8 protein-coding genes and 1 pseudogene are annotated in these 14947 nt (G+C 62.8%); 3 read left to right on the top strand and 6 right to left on the bottom strand.

The window, feature by feature from the left end; all coding sequences use genetic code 11:
• Positions 1 to 8: 8 nt before the first annotated feature.
• Positions 9 to 291 (bottom strand): annotated as a pseudogene (locus tag CXK91_RS22875) (CoA-transferase subunit beta); the annotation flags it as partial.
• Positions 292 to 493: 202 nt separating this feature from the next.
• On the opposite strand from CXK91_RS22875, the gene CXK91_RS05985 reads away from it, so the two are divergent.
• Positions 494 to 1309, top strand: coding sequence for a DUF1206 domain-containing protein (locus CXK91_RS05985; RefSeq protein ID WP_103455362.1), 816 nt, complete (start codon positions 494 to 496; stop codon positions 1307 to 1309).
• Positions 1310 to 1540: 231 nt separating this feature from the next.
• On the opposite strand, the gene putP (CXK91_RS05980) is transcribed toward CXK91_RS05985, so the two are convergent.
• Positions 1541 to 3025 carry a sodium/proline symporter PutP gene (putP, locus tag CXK91_RS05980; protein WP_103455361.1) on the bottom strand — a complete coding sequence of 495 codons (1485 nt, stop codon included), beginning with the start codon at positions 3023 to 3025 and terminating at the stop codon, positions 1541 to 1543.
• A 213-nt stretch (positions 3026 to 3238) separates the two neighbouring features.
• On the bottom strand, positions 3239 to 5257 hold the full coding sequence (locus tag CXK91_RS05975; RefSeq protein WP_103455360.1) for a TonB-dependent receptor: 2019 nt from the start codon (positions 5255 to 5257) through the stop codon (positions 3239 to 3241).
• Between the two features lie 225 nt (positions 5258 to 5482).
• Here CXK91_RS05975 and CXK91_RS05970 point away from each other — a divergent pair, with 225 nt between their 5' ends.
• Positions 5483 to 5707, top strand: a complete 225-nt coding sequence (locus tag CXK91_RS05970) for a DUF3203 family protein (protein WP_103455359.1) — start codon at positions 5483 to 5485, stop codon at positions 5705 to 5707.
• A 338-nt stretch (positions 5708 to 6045) separates the two neighbouring features.
• Here CXK91_RS05970 and putP (CXK91_RS05965) read toward each other — a convergent pair whose 3' ends face one another.
• The 3 genes from putP (CXK91_RS05965) to CXK91_RS05955 all read right to left on the bottom strand — a co-directional run bounded on the left by putP (CXK91_RS05965) (position 6046) and on the right by CXK91_RS05955 (position 12256).
• The gene (putP, locus tag CXK91_RS05965) at positions 6046 to 7530 is read right to left on the bottom strand and encodes a sodium/proline symporter PutP (protein ID WP_103455358.1); all 1485 of its coding nucleotides are present in this window, start codon (positions 7528 to 7530) and stop codon (positions 6046 to 6048) included.
• Between the two features lie 545 nt (positions 7531 to 8075).
• The gene (gene putA, locus CXK91_RS05960) at positions 8076 to 11237 is read right to left on the bottom strand and encodes a bifunctional proline dehydrogenase/L-glutamate gamma-semialdehyde dehydrogenase PutA (protein ID WP_103455357.1); all 3162 of its coding nucleotides are present in this window, start codon (positions 11235 to 11237) and stop codon (positions 8076 to 8078) included.
• A gap of 263 nt (positions 11238 to 11500) precedes the next feature.
• Positions 11501 to 12256, bottom strand: coding sequence for an AraC family transcriptional regulator (locus tag CXK91_RS05955; RefSeq protein WP_103455535.1), 756 nt, complete (start codon positions 12254 to 12256; stop codon positions 11501 to 11503).
• 125 nt (positions 12257 to 12381) lie between these two features.
• Here CXK91_RS05955 and lon point away from each other — a divergent pair, with 125 nt between their 5' ends.
• Positions 12382 to 14769, top strand: coding sequence for an endopeptidase La (lon, locus tag CXK91_RS05950; RefSeq protein ID WP_103455356.1), 2388 nt, complete (start codon positions 12382 to 12384; stop codon positions 14767 to 14769).
• Positions 14770 to 14947: the final 178 nt, after the last annotated feature.

The raw sequence follows: 14947 nt of genomic DNA, 5'->3' as shown, positions 1-14947 counted from the left end.
GCAGCGGTTCAGGCCTCCAGCGCGCGCAGCGCATTGGCGCGAGGCGCTTCGGTGGTGCAGAGCGCATCGGCGAAGCGGATCGCCCAGCCAGTGTCTCCACGCCTGCTCGCGAGCCACGCCCGGATGCAGTGCAGTGACGATGAATTCGTTGGTGCTTTATTCCGGTTCCATGATGCACAGATCGGTAATGATCGCCATCGGGCCTTTGCCAGGAAGGCCCAACTGCTTGCGGTGATCGCCACCCTCACCGAAGCCGACCGAGGTGATGAAGCCCAGCCTGTCGACGAAGGAATGCAGGCGATTGGGCGATTATTGATACCTCCGCCGGTTTTCGCCACCACTTCGCCTCTGATGAGCCCCCCATGAGCGAACTTCCGAGAGACTTATCTCTGTCTTCCTAGGCTCACTAGGCCGAACCGAGTCGGACAGAGGGCGTCTACTGAAACAGATCGCACGAGCGGCAACGCACTCAGGACCCGATGGAGGATGGTGGATGAATGTAACCCGCGGAGTGGTTTCGCTGGCACGTAGTGGCTATGCGGCACGGGGCGTGGTGTACGTGATCATCGGCTTTTTCGCCATCATGGCCGGGCTTGGCTCTGGTGAAACGGTGGATACCCGGGGTGCAGTGCAGCAACTGCTCGGCCAACCGTTCGGAGCGATACTGCTGTGGCTTGTGGTGATCGGCCTTCTTGCGCATGTGGCCTGGCGACTGACCCAGGGTATTGGCGATACCGATCAGCATGGCCACGATGCCAAAGGCCTGCTGATTCGCACCGGGCTGGTGAGTAGCGGCGTGGTCAACCTGTTGCTCGCCCTATTCACGCTGAGCCTGCTGGTAAGCGGCCTGGACCGCTTCTCCGAGGGTGGCGGCGGATCGGGTGGTGAAAGCACCGACAGCCTGATGCGTATCCTCGGCCTCAAGCACTCTCACTGGTTGATTTGGGCAATTGCACTGGTTCCGCTTGGGGTCGGCGTTGCACACCTGATCAAAGCCTGGCGCGCGCATTTCGAGCGCTACTTCCAATGCGATGACGGCACCATGCGTCTGGTCCGTCCCATCTCCCGCGTCGGTCTGGCTGCACGCGGTTGTTCGTTTTTGATCATCGCCGGGCTGCTATTCATGGGTGGCAGCCGCTATGAGCCCACCGACCCACCCGGCCTCAAGGAGGCGCTCGAAGCGCTACAGGGAATACCCGCAGGCGGTGTACTACTCCTGGCAATCGGCATTGGGATGCTCGCGTTCGCGGCGTACAGCTTCGCCGAGGCGCGCTGGCGACGGATTGATTTGTCGGAAGTGATGAATTGAGGGGGTGGACTAGAGCTCGGAGTGAGAGCGCCGCACGTGCTGAATAATGAGGCGGGAAGGCGGACTGAAGCGTACCCTACGGTGAATACGCAACGCACGGCGCATCTGTAGAGCTGGCTTTAGCCCACCACCGGTTAGGTATTGCGCCCACCATGGCACGGGCTTTGGGCATCATCGATTGCAAACAATGTGCAGGCTAAGCCGTGACGCTCAACCTGCGCGCTACCCTCATCAACCAGCGTGGTAATCGGCGTCCGCTTCTTCGAAGCGCTTGACGATTGTCGGCGCCGGTTCGGCGCCCATCTTGCTCACGACATAGATGGCGATGCTGGCGAAGATGAAACCGGGGATGATTTCGTACAGGCCCAGGCCGATGAATTCCTTCCACACCACCACCGTGACCGCACCGACCAGCATGCCGACCAGTGCGCCGTTACGGGTCATGCGCTTCCACAGCAGCGAAATCAGCACCACCGGACCGAACGCCGCGCCGAAGCCGGCCCAAGCGTAGGACACCAAGCCCAGCACCTTGCTCTCCGGGTTGGAGGCGATGCCGATGGCGATCAGGGCGATCAACAGCACCATGCCGCGGCCGACCCAGACCAGTTCGGTCTGCGAGGCATTCTTGCGCAGCATCGCTTTATAGAAGTCCTGCGTCAGCGCGCTGGAGCTGACCAGCAGCTGCGCACTGAGCGTACTCATCACCGCCGCCAGTACGCCGGAAAGGATGATGCCGGCGACCCACGGATTGAACAGGATCTTCACCAGTTCCATGAATACGCGCTCCCCGTTCTGGGTGACCGCACCAGCCTGATCCGGGTGGTCGGCGAAATAGGCGATGCCGAGGAAGCCCACCGCGACGGCGCCAGCCAGCGTCAGGATCATCCAGGTCATGCCGATGCGGCGAGCGTTGGGGATGGTCTTGATCGAGTCGGCGGCCATGAAACGCACCAGGATGTGCGGCTGGCCAAAGTAACCGAGACCCCATGCCAGCAGCGATATGATCGCAACGAAGGAAAGCCCACGGAACATGTCGAAGTTGGCCGGGTTCTGCGCCTCGATGGTGGCCATCGCAGTGCCCATGTCGCCCAGAGCCAGGATGACGAACACTGGCGTGATCAGCAGCGCAAAGATCATCAGTGTGGCCTGGACGGTGTCAGTCCAGCTCACGGCAAGGAAACCGCCGATGAACACATAGAGGATGGTCGCCGCCGCACCGACCCACAGGGCGTATTCGTATGGCATGCCGAAGGTGGACTCGAACAACCGCGCGCCGGCCACTACGCCCGAGGCGCAGTAGATGGTGAAGAACACCAGGATCACCAGCGCGGAGAAGATCCGCAGCATGCGGCTCTCGTCCTCGAAGCGGTGCGAGAAGTAGTCCGGTAGGGTCAGGGCGTTGTGGTTGTGCTCGGTGTGCACACGCAACCGGCCGGCGACGAAGATCCAGTTCAACCAGGCGCCAACGATCAGGCCGATGGCGATCCAGCTTTCCGACAGGCCGGCGACGAAAATTGCGCCGGGAAGGCCCATCAGCAGCCAGCCACTCATGTCAGAGGCGCCGGCCGACAGCGCCGTGACGAAGCTGCCGAGGCTGCGGCCGCCGAGGATGTAGTCAGAGAAGTTCTTGGTGGCGCGATAGGCGATGAAGCCGATCAGGATCATCGCCGCGATGTAGACCACGAAAGTGATCAGAGTGGGTGTGCTGACGTTCATGGGACTTGTTTTCCTTGTTGGTCCTGACATTCCATTGCCAGCGCGGACAACGACCGGCACCCGCAACGGAACAATCGAGGGACGCAAGGATAGCGCGTCATCAGCGTACTTGCGCGTGACCGCGAGGTTCTGCATGCCAGACCGCCTTCCTTAACGAACGAGGGCCGACAGTAGCTGCCGGCCCTCGAGATTGCTGCAGGAGACTTGCTTGCCTTAGAACGCCAGGCGCACGCCCACCGTCAGGTTGCGCCCGGGCAGCAACACCTCGTCTTTGATGAAGGACGTGTGCTGGCGGGCCTTCTCATCCAGCAGGTTGTTGGCCTTGAGGTACAGCAGGTAGTTCGTCTGGTTCAGCGAACCGCTGTAACCCAGGCTCGCGCCGAGCATGTTGTAGCCGCCGGTTTCGCTTTCGTAGTCGGCCAGCTCGTCCTGGCGCTGCACGCGATAGAACTCCAGCTGGCCGTTGAGCGCCGGCGTGAAGCTCTGATCCACCCGCACGCCCAATCGATCGGCGGGAATACGCGGCAGGTCGCCGCCGCCATCGCGCAACTTGCCGCGCACGTGGTCGCCGAACAGGGTGAAGGCGGTAGCGTCGGTCGCCTGGAAGCGCGCCTCCCCTTCTGCGCCAGTAAGCACGGCGTCCTGCTGGCGGTACTCGATTTCGCGGTAGCCCCCGCCGATGTCGTTACCGGTGTCGGCAGCATAGATGAAGTCATCCACCTCGTTGCGGAACACACTTAGGCTGAAGGTCGTCCGGCCGGCGAACTTGCGCAGGGTTATTTCGGCGTTGTGCGAGGTTTCTTCTTCGAGATCGACGTTGCCCAACTCGACCGTGCGGGTCGCCGCATGCGGGCCGTTGGCGTAAAGCTCCTCGGCCGTAGGCAGACGCTGCGAGCGCGTCAGCGAGAAGCCCAGCGAATACTGCGGCGCGAACGTCCAGACCGCACCGGCCGACATCGAGGTGCCACTGTGATCGGTATCCGGACGGCCGTCGGCATCAATGTCCTGCCATTCATGGCGCAGGCCGAGCTCGTAGCGCCAGGCACCAGCGGTGTATTCCTCGAGCAGGAACAGACCGTGGTTGCGCGTTAGCGTCTGCGGCACGTAGGCCTCTTCTCCTAGGGCCTCGAAGTCGCGACGCTGGGTTTGTGCACCGAGCACACCACGCCAGCCGAACAGCGGCTGATGGGTCAGCTCCAGGCGCGCGTCGGTGGCGTCGTTGTTGAAGCGGGTGCCCACTTCGCCCCCTTCGATCTCCTTGTGCTGATAGTCGCTGTGGCCGACGCGCAACCGCGCCAGCTCGAAGCCAGGTAGCGGGTCGCTCAGTTCACCACGCAGGTCCCAGCGCTTCTGGCGCATGTCGACGTAGGGCACGCTGCCATGTTCATGGTCGTCGTGGTCATCATCGTCATGGTCATCATGACCACCGCAGTGCCAGTCGCTGCCGTGGGTGTGGCAATCGGCGTGCTCGTGGGCCAACAGCCCGTAGCGATTGTTCTGCTCGCCGTAAGCCATGCCGATGTAGCCGCGCTCGCCGATGAAGCTGGCACCCAAGTTGAAGCTGTCGGTGTCGTTGTAGGAGCCTTCCTGCTTGTCCGGCGAACCGGGGATTTCATACGGGTCGGCCTGGCGCTTGGTACCTTCGGCGCGCACGGCGAAGTTGCCGCTACCAGCGGTGATGCCGAAGACACCGGCGCCCTCGTTGGCCACGCTATTGGCGCGCAGCTCCAGCTCGCCCTCGTAGCCCTTCTCCGGAACGCGGGTGGGAATCTTCTTGTCGATCACATTGACCACGCCACCGATGGCACCTCCGCCGTACAACAGCGTCGCCGGCCCCTTGAGCACTTCAATGCGCTCGGCGAGCAGCGGCTCGCTGGTCACTGCATGATCGGGGCTGATGGTGGATGCATCGAGCAGCTCCACGCCATCGCTCAGCACCTTGACCCGCGCGCCGTCCAGCCCGCGAATCACCGGACGCGCCGCACCGGCTCCGAAGCTGCTGGAACGTACGCCGGGTACGCTTTCCAGGGTTTCACCGAGAGTCGCTTCGCGGCGCAGCACCAGCTCGTCACCCTCCATCACGGCGGCCGGAGTGGTCATCTCGTGGCTCTGCTTGGCCAGGCCGCTGGCGCTGACCACGACGGATTGCAGTTCGACCGGGTCAGCAGCCCAGGCAGCCGGTACCAGAGCCAGGCTGATCGCCCAGGCCAGGGGATGACGCTTCAGTTTCATGTGACTCTCCAGACAGTGGCGGTTGCCTTTTCAAGGCAACCGAAGACGGCTGTGCGTCGGCCCTCTTGAACGGGCCGACTTCGCGGGGCGAGAATCTAACATGTTATATCGTAACGTTTAAGCCTGTTTTTCCAGTGACAGCACAACGGATGCACGTTGTTCGTGGTCCAAATGGAAACGCCGTGCGACCCGCGTGCGGCTTTGCACCGCTTCGGGAGATAGATCATGACCGTAGACATCGACACCACCACCGGTACCTGCTGCGTGGTCATCAAAGGCAACACGCACCGTAGCGCCCTGATGGACGTACGCATTACCACCGATCCTGAGGCGCGGATGTCGGTAATGAATATCGACGGCACCAGCATCCATGTACCGGAAGACGAAGCCGAACATTTGATTGCGGCGGGCGCGGTGGACGACCGATCCAATCTGGTAGCTGACGACTGATCCCGACCAGAAAAACAAAACCCCGGCTTAGCCGGGGCATCGGCCATTCGGGCGAACTCAGGGTTCGCCAACGCGCGCTCTTCCTCTCATCTAAAGCCTAGCCATTGTGCCGTGAATGGCCAAAACTGCGGGCGTAGGCTTGCACCGCTCGCGATGAGCCCGTGTGAGTTCAAGATGGTCAGTTTTTGAGAGAAATTCACCCTGGGGGTGGCGCCAGAGCGGTGGGCCGAAGCCCACCACTCGTCCTGTATGCCTATACTCCCTCGGTGGGCCACAGAGCGCTATCGACCGCAATGAGGTGCAGGTTAAGCGAAGACGCTCAACCTGCACGCTCTACCTCAGCCCGCGTGGTAATCCGCGTCCGCTTCTTCGAAGCGCTTGATAATGGTCGGGGCCGGCTCGGCGCCCATCTTGCTCACGACAAAGATGGCAATGCTGGCGAGGATGAAGCCCGGGATGATTTCGTACAGCCCGAGGCCAATGAATTCCTTCCACACCACTACGGTGATCGCACCCACCAGCATGCCGACCAGCGCGCCGTTGCGCGTCATGCGCTTCCACAGCAGCGAGATCAGCACCACCGGACCGAACGCAGCGCCGAAGCCGGCCCAGGCGTAGGACACCAGGCCCAGCACCTTGCTTTCCGGGTTGGATGCGATGCCAATGGCTATCAGCGCGATCAGCAGCACCATCGCGCGGCCGACCCAGACCAGCTCGGTCTGCGAGGCGTTCTTGCGCAGCATTGCTTTGTAGAAGTCCTGCGTCAGCGCGCTGGAGCTGACCAGAAGCTGGGCACTGAGGGTACTCATCACCGCCGCCAGTACGCCGGAGAGGATGATGCCCGCAACCCAAGGGTTGAAGAGGATCTTCACCAGTTCGAGGAACACACGCTCACCGTTCTGGGTGACCGGCCCAGCCAGCTCCGGATGCCCGGCAAAGTAGGCGATACCGAAGAACCCTACCGCGACCGCGCCGGCCAACGTCAGGATCATCCAGGCCATGCCAATGCGGCGAGCGTTGGGGATGGTCTTGATCGAGTCAGCCGCCATGAAGCGCACCAGGATGTGCGGCTGGCCGAAGTAGCCAAGGCCCCACGCCAGCAGCGAGATGATCGCGACGAAGCTCAATCCGCTGAACATATCGAAGGCAGCCGGATTCTGGGTGGCGATGGTATCCATTGCCGCGCCCATGTCACCCAGTGCCAGGATGACGAACACTGGCGTGATCAGCAGCGCGAAAATCATCAGTGTGGCCTGTACGGTATCGGTCCAGCTGACTGCCAGAAAGCCGCCGATGAACACGTAGAGGATAGTCGCCGCGGCGCCAATCCACAGTGCGTACTCGTAAGGCACACCAAAGCTGCTCTCGAACAGCCGCGCACCCGCCACCACGCCCGAGGCGCAGTAGATGGTGAAGAAAACCAGGATCACCAGTGCGGAGAAGATCCGCAACATGCGGCTCTCGTCCTCGAAACGGTGCGAGAAGTAATCCGGCAGTGTCAGGGCGTTGTGGTTGTGCTCGGTGTGCACACGCAACCGTCCGGCGACGAACAGCCAGTTGAGCCAGGCGCCAACGATCAGGCCGATGGCAATCCAGCTTTCCGACAGACCGGCGACGAAGATCGCACCGGGCAAGCCCATCAGCAGCCAGCCGCTCATGTCGGAGGCACCGGCCGACAGCGCAGTGACGAAGCTGCCGAGGCTGCGACCGCCGAGGATGTAATCGTCGAAGTTCTTGGTGGCGCGATAGGCGACGAAACCGATCAGGATCATTGCCGCGATGTAGATCAGGAAGGTGATCAGAGTGGGTGTACTGATGCTCATGTGTGTCCCTCGTTAGTTGTTGTTCGGCGCAACGCGAGCGGACCCGCGCGGCACCTTGGCAGAGGGCGATAGCGAAAAGGCCATCACCTGCGACAGGCCCAACCCGGGCCCGTCAGTGGCGGAAGAGCGTCCGCCGACTGTCCAATTTTTGTTGTGTTCGGCGGCCTTAAGCCGCCGTTCTCGCAGGGTGGATAGCCAAGACCATCACCGCCCGCTAAAAGCATCGCCCCGGGGTCGGGCCTCCCACAAAAGCAGCCGGCGTACGCCGCACCCCGGTGGGAGGCGCGCCCTCGCGCCGATTAAAGACCGCAAGGCCTACCCAAAGCACTAATCAGCGCCGCGGAACGGGCCTTCCACAAAAGCAGCTGACGTACACCGCACCCGGTGGAAGGCGCGCCCTCGCGCCGATTACAGACCGCAAGGCCTACCCAAATCGCTAACCCACGCCCCGGGTCGGGCCTCCCACAAAAGCTGCCGACGTAAACCGCCCCCAGTGGGAGGCGCGCCCTCGCGGCGATTGCAGGCCGCAAGGCCTGCCACCCCGTTCAATCGTCTCCAAGCGACAGCAGGGAGGCATTACCGCCCACCGCAGTGGTGTTGATGGAGGTGGTGCGCTCATTGGCGAAGCGCAGCACGTAGCTGGGGCCACCAGCCTTCGGGCCAGTACCGGAAAGGCCGCAACCGCCGAACGGCTGCACGCCGACCACGGCGCCAATCTGGTTGCGGTTGACGTACAGGTTGCCGACCCGCGCCAGCTGCTCGATGCGCGCCGCGGTTTCCTCATTACGACTGTGCACGCCAAGGGTCAGGCCGTAGCCGGTGCCGTTGATCGCCCCGACGACCTTTTCCAGATCCGCCGCGTCGTAGCGCACCACGTGCAGTACTGGGCCGAACTGTTCCTTCTTGAGCTGGTGGATACCGTCGATCTCGAAGGCAACCGGCGCCACGAAGTGGCCGTTCAGACCAGCCGGCAATGTCGCTTCGGCGATCAGACGCCCTTCGCTCTTGAGCTGCTGGATATGCGCCAGCAGGCCTTCGCGGGCTTCCTGATCGATCACCGGACCGATGTCGTTCTCGCGCAGATGGGTCGGGCCGACGTTCAGCTCGGCCATGGCGCCCTTGAGCAGCTCGATCACGCGGTCGGCGATATCACGCTGCACGTAAAGCACGCGCAAGGCCGAACAACGCTGGCCGGCACTGGTGAAGGCGGAGCCGACGGCATCCTTGATCACCTGCTCGGGCAGCGCCGTGGAGTCGACGATCATCGCGTTCTGTCCGCCGGTCTCGGCGATCAGCGTGGCGATCGGGCCCTCCTTCTCGGCCAGCTGGCGATTGATGATGCGCGCCGTGTCGGTGGAACCGGTGAAGCACACGCCGACCACGCGCGGATCGCGGCAGAACACGCCGCCCAGGGTAGCGCCATCGCCCGGCAGGAAGGCGATCGCTTCCTTCGGCAATCCGGCTTCAAACATCAGTTCCAGCGCACGCGCGGCGATCAGGCTGGTCTGTTCGGCCGGTTTGGCCAGCACGGTATTGCCGGCGACCAGCGCCGCGGTGATCTGGCCGAGGTAAATCGCCAGCGGGAAGTTCCACGGGCTGACGCAGACAAACACGCCGCGGCCCTCGTGGAACAGCTCGTTACGCTCGCCGGTCGGGCCTTTCAACTCTTCGCGACCGAGCTTCTGCCGAGCCTGCTGAGCGTAGTAACGGCAGAAATCCACCGCCTCGCGCACTTCGTCGATACCGTCTTGCAGCGACTTACCGGCTTCCACGGTACACAGCGCCATCAACTCGGCGCGGTGCTGCTCCAGCAGATCGCCCAGACGTTCCAGTACGGCGGCACGGGCTTCCACCGGCGTGGCATTCCAGGTTGGCCAGTAAGCCGCCAGCCGATCGACAGCCTGGCGCGCCTGCTCGGCGCTGGCGAACTGGGCGTGGCCGACAACCTTGTTCAGGTCATAGGGGCAACGCACCTCGGACGGCGTACCGGCGAGCCCCTGCCCGCTGATGACCGGCGCAGCCTGCCACTGGCGCTCGAGGAAAGGTTGGTAGGCGCTGGCCAGGTCGTTCCATTGGTTCTGGATATTCATGTTGATCCCTTGGGAGTTCTTGCGATTGCCGAACAGCGCCGACGGCAGCGGAATGCGCGGGTTGCCCAGTGCGGCGAATCTGCGTAGCTGGGTTACCGGGTGATCGATCAGCGATTCGACCGGCACGCGCGGGTCGACCAGCTGGTGGACGAACGACGAGTTCGCACCGTTCTCCAGCAGGCGACGCACCAGATAGGGCAGCAAGTCCTTGTGCGCACCGACCGGGGCGTAGATCCGTACGTTGCGGGCGTACTTCTCGATCACCGTGTCGTAAAGGGCATCGCCCATGCCGTGCAGACGCTGGAACTCGAACTCGCGTGGCTGCGCCGTTTCCTCGGCCATGGCCAGAATGCAGCTGACCGTGTGCGCGTTATGGCTGGCGAACTGCGGGTAGATCACCCCACGGGTGTGCTCGGACAGCAGGTAGCGCGCGCAGGCGAGATACGAGGTGTCGGTGCCTTCCTTGCGGGTGTAGACCGGGTAGCCGTCCAGACCCTGAACCTGGCACTGCTTGATCTCGCTGTCCCAGTAGGCGCCCTTGACCAGGCGCAGCGGAATACGCTCGCCGAGCTCGCGGCCGAGCAGGGTCAGCCAGACCAGCACTGGCAGGCAACGCTTGGAGTACGCCTGGATGACCAGGCCGAACTCGCCCCAACCAGCAATGGCTGGGTCGCGCAGAAGCTTTTCGTACAGCTCCAGAGACAGCTCGAGCCGATCTGCTTCCTCGGCATCAATGGTGATCCCGACATCCCGCTGACGGGCCAGCACGGCCAGCTCACGAACACTGCCGAACAGCTCGGTGAGCACGCGCTCACGCTGGGCAACTTCATAACGCGGATGCAGCGCCGACAACTTGATCGACACCGACGGACGCGGGCCCTTGCCGACCTGCGGCTCGGCGCCCACGGTTTCCACGGCCTGACGGTAGTCGGCCATGTACTTGGCGGCGTCTTCGGCGGTCAGCGCCGCCTCACCGAGCATATCGAAGGAATAGGTGTAGCCCTTCTCGCGCTCGGGACGACCGTTCTTCAAGGCTTCGGAAATGGTACGGCCAAGCACGAACTGCTTGCCCATCAGCTTCATCGCCTGGTTCATCGCGCTGCGAATCACTGGCTCGCCGGAGCGCTTGAGCAGGCGGCCGATGACGTTCTTCGGACGACCATCGGCGGTTTCCGGATCGACCACCTTGCCGGTCATCACCAGCCCCCAGGCGGCGAAATTAACCAGCACGTTGTCGCTCTGGCCGAGGTGACGTTCCCATTCGGCGGCGTTGAGCTTGTCGCGAATCAGCGCGTCAGCCGTGGCGGCATCCGGCACCCGCAGCAGCGCTTCGGCCAGGCACATCAGCATCAGCCCTTCCTGGGTATCCAGGCTGTACTGACGCAGCAGCGCATCGAGGGTGTCGACCGCGTTGTCACGGCCGCGCACCGCCTCGATCAGGCTGCGCGCTCGCTCGCGAATGGCGGCAATGCCCGCCTCCCCAGGATCGGCAAGCTGCAGCAGCTCGGTGAGATATTGCGCCTCGTCAACGGCGTAGTTGCCGCTGATGGCGGGAAAGAATTCCGCGGCTTTCTGGTTGGCGAAGGCGCCATCCAGCACGTGACCGGCCTTGAACATGCGCCGCTCCTCTTGTGAGTTGTGTCTGCTTATAGGTCTAGTCCACGGCCAGGCTGATGGTGCAGCACAAGACGAAGAGCCAGGTCGGGAGACGGAATGTAGGGTCTGCAAGACGGGCCGTTCTTACGCAAAGCTACGGAAGTTTTACGAAAAACTCCGAAAGCCGCGCAGCGAAACGCGACGGTCACAAAAGCGCACCAGGATGGCGCAGGAATATCTACTTTGCAGCTGAAAGGCTCGAAAACAGGGCGATCGGGAATCGCTTAGAAATCCGATTTACGCAGCCCGCGTGGCGTCAGCCCAAGGTAACGGCGGGTGGCTGTGGTCAGCGCACTCTGGCTGGAAAAGCCACATTCCTCGGCAATCCGCACCAACGGTAGAGGCGTTTCGCGTAGCAGCCGCGCGGCGCGGTCGAGGCGGGTCTTGAGCAGGTACTGGTGGGGCGTAAGGCCGACGCAGTCCTTGAACTGGGCATGGAAATGGCTGGGGCTCAGGCAGGCAACTTGTGCCAGCTCGGCGACGGTGATGCGCCGCGCCAGGTTGTCTTGAATATGGTTGTCCAATCGTTGGATATCGAGCGGTCCAACGGGGCGCTGCAGTGACTCACCGAACAGCCGCAGGTGCAGTGCACGCAACAACACGCCCCCCAGCGCACGCGCCAGCAGCGGATCGCTGCCATAGCGCGCCAGCTCAGCGCCGGCATAGGCCAGCAGGTTCTGAAAATCGGCATCCAGTGCCGGATAGCGCGGCGCCTCGAACAGCCGGGCGAGCAACTCCGGGTCCTCGGCGCCAACATCCTGCTCGTCCAGATCGATGATCAGCATGCGGTTGTCGCCCATGCCGGCGAAGCCATGATCGGCATCGCCCGGCACCAGACAGGCACGCATCCGGCAGACTTCGCCACCCGAGCCATTGACCTCGAATTCCGCGCGCCCAGAGAGCGACATCACCAGTTGGTGATAGTCGTGGGCGTGCTGGTGAGTCTGGTCATCCAGACGAAGCAGACGGGCGTTGAGCATGATGGGCACCTGTGCGTGCAAGCACTGTACCGAAGCCTGCATGAAGTGCCCACCCCCATGCGACGGGATTGAAATCATCCGGGCCACCACCCATCTAAGGTGCACGTATTCGCAACGGGTGCCGCATGAACGACGACGTCAACCACGATCATATCGAGCAGGAAATCATCTCCTCCAACGGTCTCGTACTGCCTGACCAACAGCTACCGGAAAAGCTCTACATCATTCCGGTACACAACCGGCCGTTCTTCCCGGCACAGGTGCTGCCGGTGATCGTCAACGAAGATCCCTGGGCCGAGACACTGGATCGCGTTGCCAAGACGCCGCATCAGCGCGTTGCGCTGTTCTTCGTCGATTCGCCAGTACTGGACATGGCGACGTTCGATCCGGATAGCCTGCCGGAGCACGGCACCATGGTCCGCGTGCATCACGCATCCCAGGAAGGCGGCAAGCTGCAGTTCGTCGCCCAGGGCCTGGCGCGGGTACGCATCCGTGGCTGGCTGCGGCGCAAGCCGCCGTACCTGGTCGAAGTCGACTACCCGAAAAGCGATGAAGACCCGCGCGACGAGGTAAAGGCATACGGCATGGCCCTCATCAACGCGATCAAGGAGCTGCTGCCGCTCAATCCGTTATATAGCGAGGAACTGAAGAACTACCTGAATCGCTTCAGTCCCAACGATCCCTCGCCGCTGTCTGACTTCGCAGCCGCGCTGACCACCGCGCCTGGCGCGGAGCTGCAGGAAGTACTGGATACCGTGCCCGTGCTCAAGCGCATGGAGAAAGTGTTGCCGCTGCTGCGCAAGGAAGTGGAGGTCGCCAAGCTGCAGAAGGAGCTGACCGGCGAGGTCAATCGCAAGATCGGCGAGCGTCAGCGCGAGTTCTTCCTCAAGGAACAACTGAAGATCATCCAGCGCGAGCTGGGCATTACCAAGGACGATAAGAGCGCCGACGCCGACGAGTTCCGCGCCCGCTTGGAGGGCAAGGTGGTGCCGCCTGCCGCGCAAAAGCGCATCGACGAGGAACTGAACAAGCTGTCGATCCTCGAAACCGGCTCGCCGGAATACGCTGTCACCCGCAACTATCTGGATTGGGCCACCGCCCTGCCCTGGGGGGTGTTCGGCAAGGACAAACTCGACCTCAAGCGCGCGCGCAAGGTGCTGGACAAGCACCACGCCGGGCTTGATGACATCAAGAACCGCATCCTCGAGTTTCTCGCTGTCGGCGCCTTCAAGGGCGAGATCGCAGGCTCCATCGTCCTGCTGGTCGGCCCGCCCGGCGTTGGCAAGACCAGCATCGGCAAGTCCATTGCCGAATCCCTGGGGCGGCCGTTCTACCGTTTCTCCGTCGGTGGCATGCGCGACGAAGCGGAGATCAAGGGCCACCGCCGCACCTACATCGGCGCCCTGCCCGGCAAGCTGGTACAGGCGCTCAAGGATGTCGAGGTGATGAACCCGGTGATCATGCTGGACGAGATCGACAAGCTCAGCACCAGCTATCAGGGCGATCCGGCTTCAGCGCTGCTGGAAACGCTCGACCCGGAGCAGAACGTCGAATTCCTCGACCATTACCTGGACCTGCGCCTGGACCTGTCCAAGGTGCTGTTCGTCTGTACGGCAAACACCCTGGACTCGATTCCCGGCCCGCTGCTTGACCGCATGGAGGTGATCCGGCTGTCCGGCTACATCGGCGAAGAGAAATTGGCCATAGCCAAGCGCCACCTGTGGCCCAAGCTGCTGGACAAGACCGGCGTGCCCAAGCACCGCCTCGCCATCAGCGACAGCGCCATGAAAGCGGTAATCGATGGTTATGCCCGCGAAGCTGGAGTCCGCCAGCTGGAAAAGCAGCTGGGCAAGCTGGTGCGCAAGGCAGTGGTCAAACTACTGGAAGACCCGCAAGCGGTGCTGAAGATCAGCCCGAAAGACCTGGAAAGTTACCTCGGCAAACCGGTGTTCCGCAGCGAGCAGGTGCTCTCCGGCGTCGGCGTGATCACCGGTCTGGCTTGGACCAGCATGGGCGGTGCCACCCTGCCGATCGAGGCCACGCGGATCCATACACTGAACCGCGGTTTCAAGCTCACCGGCAAACTCGGTGATGTGATGAAGGAGTCGGCGGAAATCGCCTATAGCTATGTCAGTTCGAACCTGAAAGCCTTCAAAGGCGACCCGGAGTTCTTCGACGAAGCCTTCGTGCACCTGCACGTACCGGAGGGCGCCACACCCAAGGACGGCCCTAGCGCCGGCATCACCATGGCCAGTGCGCTGCTTTCGCTGGCGCGTGACCAAGCGCCGAAGAAGGGCGTTGCCATGACCGGAGAGTTGACGCTGACCGGCCACGTATTGCCGATCGGCGGCGTGCGCGAAAAGGTGATCGCCGCGCGGCGGCAGAAGATATTCGAGCTGATTCTGCCGGAAGCCAACCGCGGCGATTTCGACGAGCTGCCCGACTACCTCAAGGAAGGCCTGACCGTGCATTTCGCCAAGCGCTTCGCCGACGTGGCCAAAGTGCTGTTCTGAAAGGTGCAGCAGGCCTGTGGCGAGCATTCGCCGTGAGGGCGCGCCTCCCACTGGTGCGGTGGGCGGCCCAGCCTCGCGGCGTTGCTTTACGACTGGGAGCACAGAATCTCCCACGGCACACTCCCACTTCCATCGTCCGCAGCGCCTGCTTGCCGGTGCTCGGCCTCTTTTGGGCTAT

It is taken from the genome of Stutzerimonas stutzeri, from assembly GCF_002909485.1.
Taxonomy (GTDB): Bacteria; Pseudomonadota; Gammaproteobacteria; order Pseudomonadales; family Pseudomonadaceae; genus Stutzerimonas; species Stutzerimonas stutzeri_AH.
This window is presented reverse-complemented; position numbering and strand designations above follow the sequence as displayed.